General features: G+C 71.0%; 19 protein-coding genes. 10 read left to right on the top strand and 9 right to left on the bottom strand.

Features of this window, described 5'->3' with window-relative positions:
- The 3 genes from QZL85_RS04610 to nusA all read right to left on the bottom strand — a co-directional run.
- A partial coding sequence (locus QZL85_RS04610; RefSeq protein ID WP_295574242.1) for a translation initiation factor IF-2 N-terminal domain-containing protein occupies positions 1-293 on the bottom strand: 293 nt, incomplete at its 3' end.
- 89 nt (positions 294-382) lie between these two features.
- Entirely contained in the window at positions 383-634 is a 252-nt protein-coding gene (locus QZL85_RS04605) for a YlxR family protein (RefSeq protein WP_295574238.1), read from the bottom strand.
- A gap of 9 nt (positions 635-643) precedes the next feature.
- Positions 644-1,633 (bottom strand): transcription termination factor NusA, encoded by a 990-nt coding sequence (gene nusA, locus QZL85_RS04600; protein ID WP_295574236.1) that lies wholly within the window; start codon positions 1,631-1,633, stop codon positions 644-646.
- A 154-nt stretch (positions 1,634-1,787) separates the two neighbouring features.
- Between nusA and QZL85_RS04595 the strand changes: the two genes are divergently transcribed.
- Genes QZL85_RS04595 through QZL85_RS04585 form a run of 3 tightly spaced genes read left to right on the top strand, consistent with a single transcriptional unit; the run spans position 1,788 to position 3,732 of the window.
- Complete coding sequence (locus QZL85_RS04595) at positions 1,788-2,372, top strand: acetate uptake transporter family protein (RefSeq protein WP_295574234.1); 585 nt, start codon at positions 1,788-1,790, stop codon at positions 2,370-2,372.
- An 8-nt stretch (positions 2,373-2,380) separates the two neighbouring features.
- Positions 2,381-3,181 (top strand): DUF1206 domain-containing protein, encoded by an 801-nt coding sequence (locus tag QZL85_RS04590; RefSeq protein WP_295574232.1) that lies wholly within the window; start codon positions 2,381-2,383, stop codon positions 3,179-3,181.
- A 50-nt stretch (positions 3,182-3,231) separates the two neighbouring features.
- Complete coding sequence (locus tag QZL85_RS04585) at positions 3,232-3,732, top strand: pyridoxamine 5'-phosphate oxidase family protein (protein ID WP_295574229.1); 501 nt, start codon at positions 3,232-3,234, stop codon at positions 3,730-3,732.
- Between the two features lies 1 nt (position 3,733).
- On the opposite strand, the gene QZL85_RS04580 is transcribed toward QZL85_RS04585, so the two are convergent.
- From QZL85_RS04580 to QZL85_RS04565, 4 genes are read right to left on the bottom strand one after another with little or no spacing between them, the layout of a single operon-like run.
- The gene (locus QZL85_RS04580; protein WP_295574227.1) at positions 3,734-4,801 is read right to left on the bottom strand and encodes a TIGR00730 family Rossman fold protein; all 1,068 of its coding nucleotides are present in this window, start codon (positions 4,799-4,801) and stop codon (positions 3,734-3,736) included.
- A 43-nt stretch (positions 4,802-4,844) separates the two neighbouring features.
- The gene (locus tag QZL85_RS04575) at positions 4,845-6,602 is read right to left on the bottom strand and encodes a proline--tRNA ligase (RefSeq protein WP_295574225.1); all 1,758 of its coding nucleotides are present in this window, start codon (positions 6,600-6,602) and stop codon (positions 4,845-4,847) included.
- 46 nt (positions 6,603-6,648) lie between these two features.
- Entirely contained in the window at positions 6,649-7,644 is a 996-nt protein-coding gene (locus tag QZL85_RS04570; RefSeq protein ID WP_295574223.1) for a hypothetical protein, read from the bottom strand.
- A gap of 53 nt (positions 7,645-7,697) precedes the next feature.
- Positions 7,698-8,738: a hypothetical protein gene (locus QZL85_RS04565; protein WP_295574220.1), complete on the bottom strand. Its 1,041-nt coding sequence runs from the start codon at positions 8,736-8,738 to the stop codon at positions 7,698-7,700.
- Between the two features lie 95 nt (positions 8,739-8,833).
- On the opposite strand from QZL85_RS04565, the gene QZL85_RS04560 reads away from it, so the two are divergent.
- From QZL85_RS04560 to QZL85_RS04535, 6 genes are all read left to right on the top strand, one after another.
- Positions 8,834-10,279 (top strand): RNB domain-containing ribonuclease, encoded by a 1,446-nt coding sequence (locus QZL85_RS04560; RefSeq protein WP_295574218.1) that lies wholly within the window; start codon positions 8,834-8,836, stop codon positions 10,277-10,279.
- Complete coding sequence (gene pcp / locus QZL85_RS04555; RefSeq protein ID WP_295574215.1) at positions 10,276-10,908, top strand: pyroglutamyl-peptidase I; 633 nt, start codon at positions 10,276-10,278, stop codon at positions 10,906-10,908. Before QZL85_RS04560 ends, pcp begins: the two co-directional genes overlap by 4 nt.
- Positions 10,909-11,049: 141 nt before the next feature.
- Positions 11,050-12,069 carry a 1-aminocyclopropane-1-carboxylate deaminase gene (locus QZL85_RS04550; protein WP_295574212.1) on the top strand — a complete coding sequence of 340 codons (1,020 nt, stop codon included), beginning with the start codon at positions 11,050-11,052 and terminating at the stop codon, positions 12,067-12,069.
- A gap of 163 nt (positions 12,070-12,232) precedes the next feature.
- Positions 12,233-14,002 carry a maltose alpha-D-glucosyltransferase gene (gene treS / locus QZL85_RS04545; RefSeq protein WP_295574209.1) on the top strand — a complete coding sequence of 590 codons (1,770 nt, stop codon included), beginning with the start codon at positions 12,233-12,235 and terminating at the stop codon, positions 14,000-14,002.
- On the top strand, positions 13,999-15,447 hold the full coding sequence (locus tag QZL85_RS04540) for a maltokinase N-terminal cap-like domain-containing protein (protein ID WP_295574205.1): 1,449 nt from the start codon (positions 13,999-14,001) through the stop codon (positions 15,445-15,447). The genes treS and QZL85_RS04540 overlap by 4 nt, the downstream gene beginning before the upstream one ends.
- Positions 15,448-15,464: 17 nt before the next feature.
- A complete protein-coding gene (locus QZL85_RS04535; RefSeq protein WP_295574201.1) occupies positions 15,465-15,893 on the top strand; it encodes a VOC family protein in 429 nt (142 codons plus the stop codon).
- 8 nt (positions 15,894-15,901) lie between these two features.
- Here the strand turns inward: QZL85_RS04535 and QZL85_RS04530 are convergent, their stop codons facing one another.
- Positions 15,902-16,402: an Lrp/AsnC family transcriptional regulator gene (locus tag QZL85_RS04530; RefSeq protein ID WP_295574198.1), complete on the bottom strand. Its 501-nt coding sequence runs from the start codon at positions 16,400-16,402 to the stop codon at positions 15,902-15,904.
- A gap of 114 nt (positions 16,403-16,516) precedes the next feature.
- Here QZL85_RS04530 and QZL85_RS04525 point away from each other — a divergent pair, with 114 nt between their 5' ends.
- Positions 16,517-17,746 (top strand): PLP-dependent aspartate aminotransferase family protein, encoded by a 1,230-nt coding sequence (locus QZL85_RS04525; protein ID WP_295574195.1) that lies wholly within the window; start codon positions 16,517-16,519, stop codon positions 17,744-17,746.
- Here the strand turns inward: QZL85_RS04525 and ispG are convergent.
- Positions 17,736-18,887, bottom strand: a complete 1,152-nt coding sequence (gene ispG, locus QZL85_RS04520) for a flavodoxin-dependent (E)-4-hydroxy-3-methylbut-2-enyl-diphosphate synthase (RefSeq protein ID WP_295574192.1) — start codon at positions 18,885-18,887, stop codon at positions 17,736-17,738. The genes QZL85_RS04525 and ispG overlap by 11 nt on opposite strands.
- Positions 18,888-18,956: the final 69 nt, after the last annotated feature.

Raw genomic sequence — 18,956 nt, 5'->3', positions numbered from 1 at the left:
GCCGCGGCGGCCGGAGCGGGAGCGGCGGGAGCGGGAGCGGCGGGAGCCGGGGCCGCGGGACGGGCCGGGCCGGGGCGGCCGGGGCTCGCACTCGCGGGCGCGGCCTTCGGCGCTGCGGGCGCCGCGGCGCCTTCAGCCTCGAGCGCAGCCCGAAGCTTGCGAGCCACGGGGGGCTCGATGGTGGATGAGGGGCTCTTGACGAATTCGCCGAGCTCCTTCAGCTTCGCGAGGGCGACTTTGCTGTCGACGCCGAGCTCGGAAGCGATCTCGTGCACGCGTGGTTTTGCCACAATTCTCCTGTCTGGGGCCTACCCAGGACAGGGCAGACCGTTACTTGCGGACGGGTCTCATTTCGAGCCGTTCACTTTGTGTCCATAGCCGTTCAGCCGTTTCGCTGGTGGGTGTTTTGAAAGGTCTGCGTGTCCAGGTCACCGGACACACGCAATGCTCGTCCGAAGGCGCGGCGCCGGATGGCGGCGGTCACGCACTCGTCCGTGTCATGCACCCACGTCCCCCTCCCCGGAAGCACGGCTTTCTCGTCGGCGACGAGGATGCCATCACGGGCCACGACTCTCAGGAGTGCGGATCGAGGAGCACGCGCGCGGCATCCCACGCACGTTCGAACAGGTTCCATCCTACCCCGTCAGGCGTCTTCCAGGATGCTGTCGGGCTGGATGTCGATCTTGGCGCCGGTCAGCTTGGCCGCGAGGCGGGCGTTCTGGCCCTCTTTGCCGATCGCGAGGGACAGCTGATAATCGGGCACGAGGGCGCGCACGGCCTTCGTCCCGGCATCCAGGATGAAGCTCGACGTCACCTTCGCGGGCGACAGGGCGTTGGCGACGAACTTCGCCAGTTCGCCGTCGTAGTCGACGATGTCGATCTTCTCGCCGCCGAGCTCTTCGGTCACGGCGCGCACGCGGCGGCCGAGCTCGCCGATGCAGGCGCCCTTCGCGTTGATGGACGGGTCGTTCGCCCGCACCGCGATCTTGGTGCGGTGACCGGCCTCGCGCGCGAGCGACACGATCTCCACCAGGCCGGAGGCGATCTCGGGGACCTCGAGGGCGAAGAGCTTGCGGACCAGACCCGGGTGCGTGCGGGAGACGGTGATCTGCGGGCCCTTCGTGCCCTTGGACACCGATGTCACGTAAACGCGCAGACGCGAGCCGTGCGTGTACTCCTCGCCCGCCACCTGCTCCTCGGGAGGCAGGATCGCCTCGACGGTGCCGAGGTCGACGTGGACCATGCGGGGGTTGGGGCCCTGCTGGATGACGCCGGCGACGATGTCGCCCTCCTTGCCCCGGAACTCACCGAGGATCGCGTCATCGGCGATGTCGCGGAGGCGCTGGCTGATGACCTGCTTGGCGGCGAACGCGGCGATGCGGCCGAAGTCGTCGGGGGTGCTCTCCTCCTCGCCGATGACCACATCCTCCTCATCGCGGAGGGGGATGAACACGGCGACGTGGCCGGTCTTCCGGTTGAGCTCGGCGCGGGCGCCCTCGGGAAGCTCGCCCGTGGGCGAGGTGTGCTTGGCGTAGGCCGTCAGGATGGCCTGCTCGATGATCCGCACGAGCTCGTCGAAGGGGATCTCCTTCTCTCGCTCGACCGTGCGCAGCAGTCCCAGATCGATGTCCACAGGTGCCTCCCTATTCAGCTCTCGCCGGCACGTCGCCGCGCCGGCATCCCCCCCAGGTTACCGGATGCCGCTGTGCGCGGCACCGGCCCCGGCGCTCGACGGGGCCGCCTTCGAGCGTTCGCCGGGGCGGGCGTCGGCGGTCCATACTGGGCACATGACAGGCCGAACCGCAGACCCCGGACTCATCGGCCTCCTCGGCTTCGTCATCGCGACCCTGACCGCCCAGCTCGAGCACCTCGGCCTGCAGAACGAGAGCCCCGTGTTCTGGGTCGGCGCCGTCTTCGGCGGCATCGTGCAGGTGACCGCGGGGATGCTGGCGTACTTCCAGGGCGACGACTTCCACTTCCTCGTGTACAACGCCTTCGGCTGGTACTGGATCTGCATGCCGGGCTTCCTCCTGGGCGGTGAACTCGGCTTCTTCGAGGTCGCAGGGCCTGCGCGCGGCGTCTTCTCGCTCATGTTCGCGATCCTCGCGCTCGGCTTCGCGTTCCCGGCGGCCATGCACAACTCCGTGCTGCCCGTGACGCTGCTGTGCGTCTCGACGGGCCTCGCGTTCCAGGCGGCCGGCGCCTTCTCCGGGGTCGCGCTGCTCGGCACGGTCGGCGCCGTCCTTCTGCTGGCCGCCTCGGCTCTGGCGACCTACCTCCTCGCGGAGAAGTTCGCGTGGCGGACGATGCGACGCCGCATCGTGCCGCTCGGTCCGCCCTGGATCGCGGGCGACCCCGATCGCGAGTCGTAGGGATGCCGGTGTCGGACGCCGCGAAGGATGCTGCCCGCGACGCGACGACGAGCACGGTCTTCCGGGTGCTGGCCCGGTCGGGCTTCGCCGCCAACGGCGTGGTGCACATCCTGATCGGGGGGATCATCCTGGCCGTGGCGACCGGCACCCGCGCGGAGGCGGACCAGGTCGGCGCGTTCAAGGCGATCGCGACGGCGCCGCTCGGCTTCGTCGCGCTCTGGGTCGTCGCGATCGCGCTCTGGGCCCTCGCCCTCTGGCATGTCGCGGACGGCCTGCTGACGCGCGGCCATCGCCCCCGCAAGTGGGGTGCGCGGGTCTCCGAGTGGAGCCAGGCCCTCGTGTTCGCGGGCCTCGGCGCGGTCGCCGCGGCGGTCGCGCTCGGCGCACGCCCGAACGCTGAGGAGACGGCGGAGGACGCCAGCCGCGGCGTGCTCGCCATCCCCGGCGGCGTCTTCCTCCTCGGCGCCGTCGGCGCCGGCTTCGCCGTCGCGGGTGTCGTCTTCGTCGTCATGGGACTGCGCCGCACCTTCCGGAACAAGGTCACGATCCCCCACTCCGGGCCGGGGCGGAGTCTCGCGGGGCTCGGCGCGATCGGCTTCGTCGCGAAGGGCGTGGCTCTCGGCATCATCGGCATCCTGCTGCTCGTCGCGGCCGTCAAGGTCGATCCGGGCGCCGCAGGCGGGCTGGACGGCGCCGTCGACGGCCTGCTCGAGTTCCCCTTCGGTCGTGTGCTCGCGGGCATCGTGGGGGTCGGCCTCATCGCCTACGGGGTGTTCTGCATCTTCCGCGCCCGCTACGCGCGCCTCTGAGGGGTGTCAACCCCCTGTGCGGCCTCGCCGCCGCCGGGAAGGGTCGTGGCATGACTGAAGTGACGGGTAAGGAAGCCCTCGAGCGCGTGAAGACGCTCGTCGAGGACATCGATTTCACGATGCTGACCACCGTGGACGCGCAGAACCGGCTCGTGAGCCGGCCGATGAGCACGCGCGAGATGGACGACGCCGGCGACATCTGGTTCTTCACCTCGGAGGACACCCAGAAGGTCGACGACGTGCAGCGCGACCACGACGTCGGGCTCTCCTACTGCGACGCGAAGGGGATGCGGTACGTCTCCGTCGCAGGTCGCGCCTCGGTCGTCCACGACCGCGCCAAGATGGAGCAGCTGTGGAGCCCGTCGCTCGACATCTGGTTCGCCGACGGAATCGATACGCCCGGTATCGCGCTGCTGAAGGTCACGCCGCTGGACACCGAGTTCTGGGAGCCGGCGCACGGCAAGCTCGTCATGGCGGCTGGGATGCTCAAGGCGCTCGTGACGCGCGACACTCCGGACGACACGATGAACCACGGCCGCATCGTCTGCTGACTCAGTTGGCGTGCGCCGGCCCCGCCGGCGCACTGCCGAGTTCGTTGACGGCCCGGATGAGGCGGAACAGGGATCCCACCTCGAACTGGTCGTACGTCATCACCAGTCGCGGCAGGTCGACGCGGTCGTCGTCCTCGCGCTCCGGCGTGAGTGGCGCGGACTTCTCGATGCGCCCGTCGATCAGCAGCGCGCCGAACCGCGCGGTCAGCTCGTCGACCTCGGCATCCGTCGGCTCGGCGCGAAGGCGCAGCACGAGCCGCTTCCCCACCCAGCGCAGCGAGTCGTAGTTGCGCCAGAACCCGGTGATCTCCTCGGCAGCCGCCGTGACGGAGTCGGTGATGGTCACGCGATCGAAGTCGTCGGGTGAGATGACCCCCGCCGGAAGCAGCTGCTGCTCGACGTAGTCGCGCAGCCCGGTCCAGAAGGAGCCGCCGGGAGCGTCGAGGAGCACGATCGGCATGGGCTCGGCCTTGCCGGTCTGCTGCAGCGTGAGCAGCTCGAACAGCTCGTCGAGCGTCCCGAAGCCGCCAGGCACGCAGACGAAGCCGTGCGACTCCTTCACGAGCATGAGCTTGCGGGTGAAGAAGTACTTCATGGCGACGTTGTTGGCGCTGGTCGCGATGACCGCGTTGGGCTTCTCCTCGAACGGGAGACGGATGGAGACGCCGATGGACCGGTCGGCGCCGGCGCCTTCGGCCGCCGCCTGCATGATGCCGGGACCCGCGCCGGTGACGACCATCCACCCGCGCTCGGCGAGCGCTCCCGCGACCTCGGACGCCTGGCGGTACAGCCGGTCGTCGGGTTTCGTGCGCGCCGATCCGAACACGGTGACCTTCGGCACGTTCCGGTACGGGGCGAAGAGCTGGAACGCCGCGCGCATCTCGCTGAGCGCGGCGGAGGTGATCTTGAGGTCGAGCCGGTCGGTGGCGTCCAGGCCCAATCCCACCCCGGTCGCGAGGATGCGCGCGACGAGATCGGTGTCGGTGGTGATGCCGGCTTCGGCGATGACGGCGCGCAGCGCCTGGGTCACTTGGGGCGGGACGGACGCGGCGGAACGGGGTGGAGCCATGACTCCACCCTGTCACGGCGTGGTGAACGGCGGGCCAACGACCTCAGGGCGCGGTGAGCGCGGCCACCGCGTCCGCAGCGGCGACGGTCTGGCGCTCACCGGTGCGGCGGTCCCACACCTCGACCTCGCCGTCGGCGGCGCCGCGGCCCACGATGACGATCCGCGGCACTCCGACCAGCTCGGCGTCGCCGAACTTCACGCCGGGCGAGACCTTCGGGCGGTCATCGAGGAGCACGTCGACGCCGGCGGCCTCGAGGTCGGCGGAGAGCTTCTCGGCGAGTTCGAAGGCCACCGCATCCCGACCCGTCGCGACGACATGCACGTCGAACGGGGCGATGGCGGCGGGCCACACGAGGCCCTTCCCGTCGTTGTTGAGCTCCGCGAGCGCCGCGAGGATGCGGGTGACGCCGATGCCGTAGGACCCCATCGTGACGGTCACGAGCTTGCCGTTCTCGTCGAGGACCTTGAGCCCCAGCTTCTCCGCGAAGAAGCGCCCGAGCTGGAAGACGTGTCCGATCTCCATGCCGCGCGCGAGCTCGACGGGCCCGGAGCCGTCCGGTGCGGCATCGCCGGGACGCACGTTCGCGACCTCGACGAAGCCGTCGCCCGTGAAGTCGCGCCCCGCGACGAGGGAGTGCACGTGCTTCTGGTCGATGTTGGCGCCGGTGATCCAGCTCGACCCGTCGACCACGCGCGGGTCGAGGAAGAACCGGATGCCGGTGGCGGACTCCTCGCCGAGCACGGGGCCGAGCTCGGACCACGGGCCGATGTAGCCCTTCACGAGCAGAGGGTGCTTCGCGAAGTCGGCTTCCGTCGCGGGCTCCACGGCGGCGGGCGCGAAGGCGACCTCGACGCGCTTGTCGTCGACCTCGCGATCGCCGGGGATGCCGACGACGACGAGCTCGCGCGTGCCGTCGAGGTGCGTGAGCGCCAGCACGACGTTCTTCAGGGTGTCCGCCGCGGCGTACTCCCCCTCCAGCACGGCATTGCAGTGGGCGACGAGCGTATCGATGGTGGGGGTGTTCGGCGAGTCGAAGACGACCGGGGCGGGGAGGCCGTCGAACGCGATCGCCTCGGGCGCGACCGTCGTGAACGCTTCGACGTTCGCGGCATAGCCGCCGGCGGACCGCACGAACGTGTCCTCGCCGACCGGGGTGGGGTGCAGGAACTCCTCGCTGCGCGCGCCGCCCATGAGGCCGTTGTCCGCATTGACGATGACGTACTCCATGCCGAGGCGCTGGAAGATGCGCTCGTACGCGTCGCGCTGCAGCTGGTACGACGCCTCCAGGCCGGCATCCGTGTAGTCGAAGGAGTACGCGTCCTTCATGGTGAACTCGCGGCCGCGCAGGAGGCCCGCGCGCGGGCGCGCCTCGTCGCGGTACTTGTCCTGGATCTGATAGATCGTCAGGGGCAGGTCCTTGTACGACGAGTACAGGTCCTTCACGAGGAGGGTGAACATCTCCTCGTGGGTGGGCGCGAGCAGGTAATCGGCGTCCTTCCGGTCCTTCAGACGGAAGATGCCGTTGCCGTACGCCTCCCAGCGGCCGGACAGCTCGTAGGGCTCGCGGGGCAGCAGCGCCGGGAAGTGCACCTCGTAGGCGCCGGCGCGCGTCATCTCCTCGCGGACGATGCCTTCGATCTTCGCCTTGACGCGGAGGCCCAGCGGGAGCCACGTGAAGATGCCGGGTGCGGCGCGGCGGATGTAGCCGGCGCGCACCAGCAGGCGGTGGCTCGTGACCTCGGCGTCGGCCGGGTCTTCGCGGAGCGTGCGGAGGAAGTAGTGCGAGAGACGGGTGACCACGAGGGTCAAGCTTACGGGGCCACGGCGGGAGGACCCGTGCCGCACCTCACGCGCCGGAGACGGCCGTCGTGATGCGCTCCGCCGCCGCGAGGAGGTCCTCGCGACCGATGCCCGAGCCTCGCACCTCGATGAGGTTCACCCCGTCCGTGACGATGAGCGTCGCCCCCGCATGCCGGTCGACCGACAGGAGGCCGTCGAGACCGGCCACCTCCACCTCCTCGGCTTCGGGGAGGTCGATGCCGGGCCAGGTCCACGCCGCGCCCGGGTAGACCACGACACCGAACTCGCGGAAGTCGGTGAGCTCGGACCAGTCGCATCGTCCGCTCACGCCGAGCGCCTCGGCGACGCGGCGGCCGAGCGGCCCACTCCCTTCCTCGATGCGGTCGGAGAAGACCTCCTCGGCGGCGAGCAGGGTCGACACGTCCACCGCGTCCGCGAGCGCGGAGCAGTCCAGCGGCAGCGATGCCGTCGACGCGCGGGCAGTGACTCCGACACCGTCGGCGTCGCTCAGCGCCGCGGAGGCGGCGGCCTGGAGCGCGACGAGCGCGTCGGGAACCTCGGGTGCGAGCTCCCCGCCGATCAGCGCGACGAGCACCCAGATCCCGCCGACGGTCTCGGTGCTCACGCACTCGACCTCGTCGTACTGCTGAACGCACCCGGGTGCATCGAATCCGGGGGATACGGCTGCGTCGGCGGGTACGGCGATGATGTGGCCGTAGCCCCGCGCCGCGTCGAACGGGCAGTCCAGCCCGCCGGCGGTCTCGATGCCGATCCACCAGCGCTCACCGGGCTGCAGCGCCGTCGCTCCGCCGGTCGCGGCTGCGATCCCCGGGTCTGCCAGCAGCTCCGCACAGCCTCCGTCGAACGGCGGGGTCGGCGTGTCCACGGTCACCGAGGTCTCGCTCGGCGTGGGCGCGGTCGTCGCCGCCGACGCCGTGGGCGAGGGGGCAGCGGTGGGGGCGGCCTGGCACCCGGCGAGCGCCAGAGCGAGGACGAGCGCACCGGCGCCGAGAGCACGGCGAATCCATCGGGGGGAATCCATGGTCGAATGCTATCCACACGCGCTCCGCGGCCCGCGCGGGCCCGCCGTGCGCGTCAGCCGGCGAGCGCCGCCATGACCGCAGCGAGCGTCGCGGGGACAGCGGCATCGACTTCCCCCACCGCCACGCGCACGAGATTGCCGCCGTCGGTCATGTCGGCCACGGCCATGGTGCCGTCGATCCCGATCCGGGCCTCGGTCGCTCCGGTGACGGGAAGCGTCTCGATCTCGCTCAGGTCATCCGCGCTGCGCTCCCACGCCCAGGCGCCGCCCGGGTACGGCCAGACCTGGATGGCGCGCAGCTCGTTGCCCGCGAACCCGTACCACGCGCAGTAGCCCAGGTAGCTGCCGGCGCGGACGGCGATCTCGGTGGCGACGTCGCTGCCGCCGTCCGCGGGGTACCCCGACTCGACGTCCTCGACGCCGAGGATCGTCACGAGATCGAGGTCGGCGCCCAGGTCCCCGCACGTCGCCGACCACCACGCGTCCGTTCGATCGACCGGGACGGGAGGCGCAGTGGCGGCGATGTTCGCCGCGACGACGTCGGCCGTGGCGTCCAGGAGCGGCGTGGGCGTCGCTTCGTCCCCCCACTGCGAGGGACCGAGGGTCGTGAGTGACCACATCCCGCCGCTCTCCCGACCGACGCGGCAGCCGTAGCCGTCGTATCCGTAGCCCTCGCAGACGGGCTCGCGGTACCGGTCGACGATGTCATCGGCGACGGCGGACCGCGGGAATGCCATGACCTGCAGGGGCACATCGCCACTGAAGAGGCACGAAAGGCCTCCCAAGGTGCTCACGGCGGTTCCCCCGTCGTATCCGTCGACGGCCGTGACCTCCCCCAGCTCGGCAGGCGTCGTGGACGGCGGCAGGACCGCCGCGCAGTCACCGCCGAACAGGACGGTCGGAGACGTCTGCGGCGCTTCCGTCGGGGAGGGCGTGGGGCTCGGGTCCGGTGTCCCGGATGCCGGCGCGGTAGCGGACGGCGATACCGGCGCTGTCGAGGGCTCGGGCTGGCATGCCCCCAGAGCGAGGGTCGCGGCGAGGGCGAGGGAGAGGACCGCGGAACGCTGCGCGAGGAGACGGAGACCGTGTGCCATGCGCCCAGCGTAGGGGCGCGCCGCGACTCTCCCCACGACATATGCCGTCGAAGGAACTTACGATTCGGTCACGCCCCCGCGCCTACACTGGCCCCGTGCCCGTCCGACGCTCCCGCATCGTCCCGACCGAGGCCCGCGGGGAGCTCGCGGCGTCGCTGGAGGCCCTGCGGCGCGAACTCGACCTGCCGGCGTCGTTCCCGCCCGAGGTGCAGGAGGAGGCGGAGCGGGCCGCCGCCAGCGTGCCGACCGACCCGGGCGCGGCCGACCTGGCGGATCTTCGCGGCATCGAGTTCTTGACGATCGACCCCGCCGGCTCCACCGACCTGGACCAGGCGCTCCACCTCGAGCGGACCCCGACGGGCGCCATCCTGCACTACGCGATCGCCGACGTCCCGGCATACGTGGAGGCCGGCGGCGCCCTCGACGCCGAGGCCCGCCGCCGCGCGCAGACGATCTACGCACCCGACGGCCGCATCCCGCTGCATCCGCCGGTGCTCAGCGAGGATGCCACCTCGCTCCTGCCCGATCAGGATCGCCGCGCCTACGTGTGGCGGTTCGTGCTCGACGAGGGCGCTCGCCCCGTGGAGACGACGCTCACACGGGCGATCATGCGCTCCCGTGCCCAGTGGGCCTACGCCGAGGCGCAGGAGGCCATCGACCTCGGTACTGCGCCGCCCGCGCTCCTCGCGATGCCCTGGTTCGGCGCGGAGCGGGACGCGCGGGAGAGTGAGCGCGGCGGGGCGAGCCTGAACCTCCCCGAGACCCGGGTGATCGCCGAGGGCGACGGCTACCGGCTCGAGAGCCGCGACGGCGTGCCGCTGGAGGAGTGGAACGCCCACGTGTCCCTTCTGACCGGGATGGCGGCCGCCGAGATCATGCTGGCCGGGGGCATCGGCATCCTCCGCACGATGCCGCAGGCCGACCCCGACGATGTCGCGGAGTTCCGCGCCCAGACGATCGCACTGGGCATCCCCTGGCGCTTCGACGTCCGGTACGGGGAGTACCTGCGCGATCTGCCCCGCACGCCCGCCGCGCGGGCCGTGCGGGAGTACGCCGGTGGCCTGTTCCGCGGCGCCGGCTACGTCGCCTTCGACGGCGAGGCGCCGGAGGACCCGCGCCAGGCCGCGATCGGGGCGCCCTACGCGCATACGACCGCGCCGCTGCGCCGCCTCGTCGACCGCTGGTCGCTCGTCGTGTGCGAAGCCCTCGCGAACGGTCGGACCGTGCCCGAATGGGTGCGCGCGAGCCTGCCCGAGGTTCCCGCGCTGATGGCGGCCGGCTCGCAGCGCGCCGGCCGGATGGATGCCGGCGCGATCGACCGCGTGGAGGCCGCCGTCCTGCAGGGCCGCGAGGGTGAGATCTTCGACGGCGTCGTCCTCAGCGTCCGCGGCGACGGCGCCCGCGTGCAGCTGCGCCGACCGCCCGTCGAGGCGAAGGTGTCGGGGCTGGGCGACGCCGTGCCGGGGGTGGAGGTCCGGCTCCGGCTCGAGCAGGCCTCGATCGCCGACGGCACCGTGCGGTTCGCGGAGGCGTCCTCGTGACGACGGCGCTCCTCACCGGCTTCGAGCCGTTCGGCGGCGATGCCGCGAACCCGTCCGGCGACGCCGTAGGACGTGTGGCAGCCGACTGGACGGGCCCGGGCACGCTCGTGACGGCGATCCTGCCGGTCACCTTCGCCGGTGCCGCTCAGCGCCTGCGCGACCTGATCACCGAGCATCAGCCCGATCTCGTGATCGCGACCGGACTCGCCGGCGGGCGCAGCGCGATCGGGGTCGAGCGGATCGCGGTGAACCTCGTCGACGCCCGCATCCCCGACAACGACGGCGCCCAGCCCGTCGACGAAGCCAGCATCCCGGGTGCGCCGGCCGCGGCGTTCGCGACGTTGCCGGTGAAGGCCATCGCCGCGGCGATCCGGGATGCCGGCGTCCCCGCCGAGGTGTCGCACACGGCCGGGACGTTCGTCTGCAATCACGTGTTCTTCACGGCTCTCTCGGCCGTGCCCGCCGGTACGCGGGCCGGCTTCATCCACGTCCCCTGGGCGATCGGCCAGGCGCCGGCCGGCGAGCCGGCGCTGCCGCTCGCCGACATCGCCCGCGCGCTGCGGATCGCGCTCGATGCGACGCTCACGGGGACGCCGGAGCCGCGGACCCCGGCGGGCACCCTGCACTGACCCCGCGTGCGGACGGAGGGGCCCCGCGCGATCCTCCCGAAGACTCATCTCCTCTCCTGGCGCGCCGCCGATTCGGTGCGGGCGGCATCCATCGATATATTGCGTATCAGACCTACCCGACGCGACCAGAGGATCGATCCGATGAAGCTGCACGAGTTCCCCCGCCACCCGCTCACGTTCGGCCCGAGCCCCCTGCAGCATCTGAAGCGGCTCACACAGCACCTCGGCGGCGCGCAGGTCTGGGCCAAGCGGGAGGACGTCTCGAGCGGCCTGGCCTTCGGCGGCAACAAGATCCGCAAGCTCGAGTACATCGTTCCCGACGTCCTGGCCTCCGGCGCTGACACGCTCGTCTCGATCGGCGGCTACCAGTCGAACCACACGCGCCAGGTCGCCGCGGTCGCGGCCCACCTGGGCCTGAAGGCCCGGCTCGTGCAGGAGAAGTGGGTGCCCTGGGAGGATCCCACCAACGACAAGGTCGGCAACATCCTCCTCTCCCGCATGATGGGCGCCGACAGCCGCCTCGACGACGCCGGCTTCGACATCGGCATCCGCGACTCGTGGCAGCGCGCGCTCGCGGAAGTGGAGGATGCCGGCGGCACGCCCTACCCGATCCCGGCCGGCGCGTCGGAGCATCCGCTCGGCGGCCTCGGCTTCGCGAACTGGGCGTTCGAGCTCGCCGAGCAGGAGAAGCAGCTGGGCGTGTTCTTCGACACGATCGTGGTCTGCACCGTGACCGGCTCGACCCACGCCGGCATGATCGCCGGCTTCGCGGCCCTCGAGGAGCTCACCGGCGTGCGGCGCCGGGTGCTCGGCATCGACGCGTCGGCCACCCTGCCGAAGACACGCGACCAGGTCGCCCGTATCGCGCGGAACACCGCGGAGCTCATCGAGCTCGGGCGTGACCTGCGCGACGACGAGATCCAGGTCCTGGACGGCTGGGCCGGCGATCTCTACGGCGTCCCGGTCGACTCGACGATGTCGGCCATGGCCCTCGGCGCGCAGCTCGAGGCGATGATCACCGACCCGGTCTACGAGGGCAAGTCCCTCGCGGGGCTCATCGACCTCGTGCGGACCGGCGACATCCCGAAGGATGCGACGGTGCTCTACGCGCATCTCGGCGGCCAGCCGGCGATCAACGCCTACCACTCCCTCTGGAGCTGATCCGGAATCCACTCGATCCGGCGACCCGTGACCGTGCCGGGGATACACGCTCGACGAATCCGACGCAAGGGGTGACGGATGGCGGGCGGGTGTAGCAGGTTGGGAACATGCTCTCTCTCATCCCCATCGGCGAGACCGGTACCCCGAGCGGAAAGATGATCGCATGACCGACGTTGCAGAGCCCGCTCCGTACACGGCATCCATCCCGATCCTGACGCAGGAGCCGTTCCCGGACACCCCGGGCAGCCCCGCGCCGGAATGGTTCAAGACCGCCGTCTTCTACGAAGTCCTCGTGCGCTCGTTCAAGGACTCCGACGGCGACGGCATGGGCGACATCCGCGGGCTCATCGAGAAGCTGGACTATCTCCATTGGCTCGGCGTGGACTGCCTCTGGCTGCCGCCGTTCTTCCCGTCGCCGCTGCGCGACGGCGGGTACGACGTGGCCGACTACACCGGCATCCAACCCGGTCTCGGCACGATCGAGGACTTCCAGGAGTTCCTCAACGCCGCGCACGAGCGCGGCATCAAGGTCGTCGTCGATTTCGTCATGAACCACACGAGCGACGAGCACCCGTGGTTCCAGGAGAGCCGCCGCGACCCGGACGGACCCTACGGCGACTTCTACGTGTGGAGCGACACCGACCAGCTGTACGAGGACGCGCGCGTCATCTTCGTCGACACCGAGCCCAGCAACTGGACGTGGGACCCGGTGCGCAAGCAGTACTTCTGGCACCGCTTCTTCTCGCACCAGCCCGACCTCAACTTCGACAACCCCGCCGTGCACACCGCGATGATCGACGCGATGCGCTTCTGGCTCGACATGGGCCTGGACGGGTTCCGCCTCGACGCGGTGCCCTACCTGTACGAGCGGCCCGGGACGAACGGCGAAAACCTGCCGGAGACCCACGCCTTCCTGCGGAAGGTGCGCAGCTTCGTCGACCGGGAGTACCCGGGCCGCGTGCTGCTGGCGGAGGCCAACCAGTGGCCGGCAGACGTCGTGGACTACTTCGGCGACCCGGATGTCGGCGGCGACGAATGCCACATGTGCTTCCACTTCCCCGTCATGCCGCGCATCTTCATGGCGGTGCGCCGCGAGTCGCGGTACCCCATCAGCGAGATCCTCGCCGAAACCCCGCCCATCCCGTCCGGATGCCAGTGGGGCATCTTCCTCCGCAACCACGACGAGCTGACGCTCGAGATGGTCACGGACGAGGACCGCGACTACATGTGGAACGAGTACGCGCAGGATCCCCGGATGAAGGCGAACATCGGCATCCGCCGGCGTCTGGCTCCCCTGCTCGACAACGACATCGACCGGATCGAGCTGTTCACGGCGCTGCTGCTGTCGCTGCCGGGGTCGCCGGTGCTCTACTACGGCGACGAGATCGGGATGGGCGACAACATCTGGCTCGGCGATCGCGACGGCGTCCGCACACCCATGCAGTGGACCTCGGATCGGAACGCCGGGTTCTCGACCGCGAACCCGGGGAAGCTCACCCTGCCCGTCGTGCAGGATCCCGTGCACGGCTATCTCGCTGTCAACGTCGAAGCGCAGCAGGAGGACCGCTCGTCCCTCCTGCACTGGACCCGCCAGATGATCCTCGCCCGCAAGCGCCATCCCGCGTTCGGGCTCGGCGGCTTCAACGATCTGGGCGGCTCCAACCCGTCGGTGCTGTCGTACTCGCGGGAGCACACGAACGACGACGGCACGGTGGACGTCATCCTGTGCGTCAACAACCTGTCGCAGTTCCCCCAGCCGGTGGAGCTGGATCTGCGGCGCTTCGAGGGCATGGTCCCCGTGGAGCTCGTAGGCGGCGTGCCGTTCCCGCGGATCGGCGAGCTGCCCTACCTGCTGACCTTGGGCGGGCACGGGTTCTTCTGGTTCCAGCTGCATGCGCCGGCGGAGGAGTCGGAGGAGGTGGGGCTGCTGTGACCGGGCTCGACCACGCCGTCCTGGAGGCCTACCTCGGGCGGACGCGCTGGTTCGGCGGCAAAGGCCGGCCGTTCCGGGTCACCGACCTGCGGGTGCTCGCCGAGATGCCCGCAGCGGAACACGGTCCGAGCGTCACCGTGTTCCTCGCGACGGTGGACTACGCCGACGAGGAGGGCGGCCGCGAGCGGTACCAGGTGCCCCTCGCCGGTTACGGCGAGACCGAGGAGCGGATCGGCCACGCCTACGTCGGGACCGCCGAGATCGACGGGCGGGCGCGGCACCTGTACGACGCGGTGCACGACCACGACGCGATGGGACTCTGGCTCGGCGGCTTCGTCGCCGCCGAGCAGGGCGGCGTCGCCGAGATCGGGGGCCTGCGCTTCCACCGGGTGCCGGGAGACCAGCCCCTCGATCCGGGCCTCCGCCCCTCGCCGATGACGGGCGAGCAGTCGAACTCGTCGGTGCGCTTCGACGACACCGCGATCATGAAGGTGTTCCGCAAGGTGAGCACCGGGGTGAATCCGGACATCGAGATCCACGAAGAGCTGACACGCGGCGGGTCCGAGCACATCGCGCCCCTCTACGGCTGGGTCGAGGCGGACGTCGACGGCGAGGTGCTCCAGCTCGCGATGCTGCAGGAGTTCCTGCGAACCGCCACGGACGGCTTCGATCTGGCGATGGGGAGCGTCCGGACACTGCTGGCCGATCCCGACCCGGACATCGTCGGCTCCGGAGGCGACTTCGCCGGTGAGGCGGCGCGCCTCGGCGAGGCGCTCGCGGGCGTGCACGCCATGCTGCGCGCACGCTTCCCCGCCGAGCGGCGCGGCGAGCAGGAGACCGCGGAGCTCGCGCGCGCCATGACCGAGCGCCTCGACCGGGCGCTGCGGACCGTGCCCGAGCTCGAGCCCCACGCGGCACGCCTGCGGGCCGCCTACGACGCGGTCGCGGCGCTCGGCGGGCTGGACGTGCAGCGGATCCACGGCGATCTGCACCTCGGCCAGACCCTGCGCACCTCGCACGGATGGCGCATCGTCGACTTCGAAGGCGAGCCCGGCCGGCCGTTCGACGAACGCGCCCTTCCCGACTCGCCGTGGCGCGACGTGGCGGGCATGCTGCGTTCGTTCGACTACGCGCCGGGGGTCGTGGAGATGGCAGGGGCGGGCGCCGACCTCGAGGAGGACACCCTCCGGGCGGACCGCGCGCAGGAATGGTCCGAACGCGCTCGCACGCACTTCGTGGACGCGTACGTCGCGGCACTGTCCGCGGTCGACGCGGCCGCGCCGGCCGACGCGGACGTCGAGGACTCCGTCGCCCGCGAACGGCGTGTCCTGCTCGACGCGTACGTCGCCGACAAGGCCGTGTACGAGGTCGTCTACGAGAAGCGCAACCGTCCGGCCTGGACCGCGATCCCCCTGAAGGCGGTCGCCGCGATCGGCGCCGACTGACGAACCGAGGAGGACCCATGGCGACGCTCGGAAACATCACCTTCTACGCGGACGACCCGCGGCGGCTGGCCCACTTCTGGGCGGATGTCTTCGGGTACCCGCACCTCGAGTGGGACGATCCGCTCAAGAGTCAGCTGACGGATGCGGGACTCACCGAGGCGGACCTGGCGAGTCGAGCGCTCGCCGAAGACCCGCAGGGGAAGGGTCCGCGGCTCTTCTTCCACCACGCGGATGGACCGAAGGCCGACCGCAACCGCATCCACCTGGACGTCAACGCACCCCGCGCCGACGGACAGGACCACCGCGCGGCCCTGGAGGCCGAGAAGGACCGTCTGGTGGCGCTCGGCGCGAGCGTCGTGCGGCTGGTGGACCAGCAGTGGGGCCTGTGGCCAGAGCTGTACTTCCAGATGCGCGATCCCGAGGGCAACGAGTTCTGCCTGCAGTGAGCGCCGCGTCAGCGAGCGCTCGCGGCGACGCGGGCGAGGGGCCCGATGCCTTCGCGTCGCTCGAACACGAGGTGGGTCTCGGTGGTGCTCACCATCTCATGCACCGTGATGTGCTGCAGGACGATGTCGCGCAGCGCCGCGGCATCCTCGACCGCGACGTGGACGAGGAAGTCATCCGCATCGGCGACGTGGAACACCTCGATGACCCCGGGTGTGCGCACGAGCGCATCGAACAGTCCGCCGACGCCGTCGCTCGTGTGTCGGCCCAGCCGCACGCGGATCACCCCCTGGAGGGGCAGCCCGAGGGCGGCCGCATCGAGCACGATGCGCACACCGGCGATCACGCCCCGCGAACGCAGCGCGCGCACCCGGTAGGCGCACGTCGACTCTGCGACGCCGAGATCCTCGGCGAGCGCCTTGTTCGACCGTCCCGGCTGCCGGACGAGCGCCGCGAGCAGCCGCAGGTCGAGGTCGTCGAGTCCCGTCGGGACGGATTGCGGATCGGGCAAGGGCAGCGTCCTTCACATCATCGAAGTTGGTGATTCACCAAGACTTACACATCCTTTGCTAACGATCCACAAGCATGATCGACATTCGCCGAACATCGCGCAACGCTGACGCTCATGGACCGCGCACCCCACGCCGAGAACGCCCATCGCTTCGAGACCCTCGCCGTCCACGGCGGACGGGACGACCTGACGGCGCTCGGCGTGCACGCTCCGCCGCTGGACCTGTCATCGACCTATCCCCTGCCGGATGTGGGCCTGGGCGGCGATTCGTACGAGACGCTCGCGTGCGGCGGGCGACCCCCGGCCGGCGGCAGCGCCGTGTACGCGCGACTGTGGAACCCCACCGTCGCGCGGTTCGAGGACGCGCTCGCGCTGCTCGAGGGTGCCGAGGCGGCCGTCGCGTTCTCCTCCGGGATGGCGGCGGTCACGGCTGCCCTGCTCAGCCACACGACGTCGGTCGGCAAGCCGCACGTCGTGGCGGTGCGTCCGCTGTACGGCGGCACCGACCATCTGCTGGCGACGGGCCTGCTGGGCACCGACGTGACCTACTGCTCGGCCGATGAGATCGCCGGCGCGGTCCGTGCCGACACGGGGCTCGTGATCGTGGAGACGCCCGCCAACCCGACCCTGGAGCTGGTGGACATCGCGCGGGTGGTGGCGCAGGCCGGCACCGTTCCCGTGCTCGTCGACAACACCTTCGCCACCCCTGTGCTGCAGAACCCGATCGCGCACGGTGCGGCGATGTCGTTGCACAGTGCGACGAAGTACCTGGGCGGCCACGGCGACGTGATCGGCGGGGTCATCGCGTGCAGCGAGGAGACGGCCGAGGCCCTGCGGCCCGTGCGTGCGATCACGGGCGCCATCCTGCATCCGCTGGCCGCATACCTCCTGCACCGGGGGCTGCCCACCCTGGCACTGCGCGTGCGCGCGCAGCAGTCCTCCGCGGAGCGGATCGCGCAGTGGCTGAGCGAGCACCCCGCCGTCGCCGAGGTGTTCTACCCGGGCCTGACCGGGAATCCGCTCGTCGGGTCGCAGATGCGCGGCGGCGGCGCGATGATCGCCCTGCGACTGCGCGGCGGCTACGACGCCGCGGCGCACGTGGCAGGGGCCGTGCGGGTGTTCGGCCACGCGGTCTCGCTGGGCGGAGTGGATTCGCTCGTGCAGCACCCGGCGGCGCTGACCCACCGTCCGGTCGCACCGTCCGCGCGTCCGGACGCCGACATCCTGCGCCTCTCGATCGGCCTGGAGCACATCGACGACCTCATCGCCGACCTCGCGCAGGCTCTCGCCTCGGCACCCCGGGCAAACGCGGACGAGTCGGCGGTGGTGTCCGCTACGCGGTGATGACCTGCGCGGTGCCCAGCGGAGCGCCCGGACCCATCTCGGCGGCCAGACGGTTGGCCTCCTCGATGAGGGTCGCGACGATGTCGGCCTCGGGCACGGTCTTGATGACCTCGCCCTTGACGAAGATCTGACCCTTGCCGTTGCCGGAGGCGACGCCGAGGTCCGCCTCGCGCGCCTCGCCCGGTCCGTTGACGACGCAGCCCATGACGGCGACGCGCAGCGGCACGGTCATGTCCTTCAGTCCCTCGGTCACGTCGTCCGCGAGCGTGTAGACGTCCACCTGTGCGCGACCGCACGACGGGCACGACACGATCTCGAGCTTGCGCTCGCGCAGGTTCAGCGACTGCAGGATCTGGTGGCCGACCTTGACCTCTTCGGCGGGCGGGGCGGACAGCGAGACGCGGATGGTGTCGCCGATGCCCTCCGACAGCAGGATGCCGAACGCCGTCGCACTCTTGATGGTGCCCTGGAAGGCGGGACCGGCTTCGGTGACGCCCAGGTGCAGCGGCCAGTCGCCCATCGCCGCGAGCAGCCGGTACGCCTTCACCATGACGATGGGGTCGTTGTGCTTGACGGAGATCTTGAAGTCGTGGAAGTCGTGCTCCTCGAACAGCGACGCCTCCCAGCGGGCGCTCTCGGCGAGGGCTTCGGGGGTGGCCTTGCCGTACTTCTGCAGCAGGCGCGGGTCGAGCGATCCGGCGTTCACGCCGATCCGCAGCGACACGCCGGCATCCTTCGCGGCCTTCGCGATCGCGCCGACCTGGTCGTCGAACTTGCGGATGTTGCCGGGGTTGACGCGCACGGCCGCGCACCCGGCGTCGATGGCCTGGAAGACGTACTTCGGCTGGAAGTGGATGTCGGCGATGACCGGGATCTGGCTCTTCTTCGCGATGATGTGCAGCACGTCGGCGTCGTCCTGGCTCGGAACGGCGACACGGACGATCTCGCAGCCGGACGCCGTCAGCTCGGCGATCTGCTGGAGCGTCCCGTTGATGTTGGTCGTCGGGGTCGTGCACATCGACTGGACGCTGATCGGGGCGTCGCCCCCGACGAGGACCTTGCCGACCCTGATCTGACGGCTCTTGCGGCGCGGGGCGAGGACGTCGGGGATCTTGGGCATCCCGAGATTGACTGCTGGCACGTCCCCAGCCTACGACCCGGTGGCCGGGCGCGGGCTGAGCGCGGCCGTGCGGCTGTGGTAGTTTCGGCG

The sequence above is a fragment of the uncultured Microbacterium sp. genome, assembly GCF_900078385.1.
In the GTDB taxonomy this organism is placed as follows: domain Bacteria; phylum Actinomycetota; class Actinomycetes; order Actinomycetales; family Microbacteriaceae; genus Microbacterium.
Note: the sequence above shows the minus strand (reverse complement) of the source record. Positions and strands in the feature narration are given on the sequence as shown.

Bases quoted from the DNA above. Each gene is read 5' to 3' on its own strand.
- QZL85_RS04605 (WP_295574238.1), bottom strand. From the start codon at position 634: ATGGAACCTGTTCGAACGTGCGTGGGATGCCGCGCGCGTGCTCCTCGA.
- QZL85_RS04595 (WP_295574234.1), top strand. From the start codon at position 1,788: ATGACAGGCCGAACCGCAGACCCCGGACTCATCGGCCTCCTCGGCTTC.
- QZL85_RS04585 (WP_295574229.1), top strand. From the start codon at position 3,232: ATGACTGAAGTGACGGGTAAGGAAGCCCTCGAGCGCGTGAAGACGCTC.
- QZL85_RS04580 (WP_295574227.1), bottom strand. From the start codon at position 4,801: ATGGCTCCACCCCGTTCCGCCGCGTCCGTCCCGCCCCAAGTGACCCAG.
- QZL85_RS04570 (WP_295574223.1), bottom strand. From the start codon at position 7,644: ATGGATTCCCCCCGATGGATTCGCCGTGCTCTCGGCGCCGGTGCGCTC.
- QZL85_RS04565 (WP_295574220.1), bottom strand. From the start codon at position 8,738: ATGGCACACGGTCTCCGTCTCCTCGCGCAGCGTTCCGCGGTCCTCTCC.
- QZL85_RS04550 (WP_295574212.1), top strand. From the start codon at position 11,050: ATGAAGCTGCACGAGTTCCCCCGCCACCCGCTCACGTTCGGCCCGAGC.
- treS (WP_295574209.1), top strand. From the start codon at position 12,233: ATGACCGACGTTGCAGAGCCCGCTCCGTACACGGCATCCATCCCGATC.
- QZL85_RS04535 (WP_295574201.1), top strand. From the start codon at position 15,465: ATGGCGACGCTCGGAAACATCACCTTCTACGCGGACGACCCGCGGCGG.
- QZL85_RS04525 (WP_295574195.1), top strand. From the start codon at position 16,517: ATGGACCGCGCACCCCACGCCGAGAACGCCCATCGCTTCGAGACCCTC.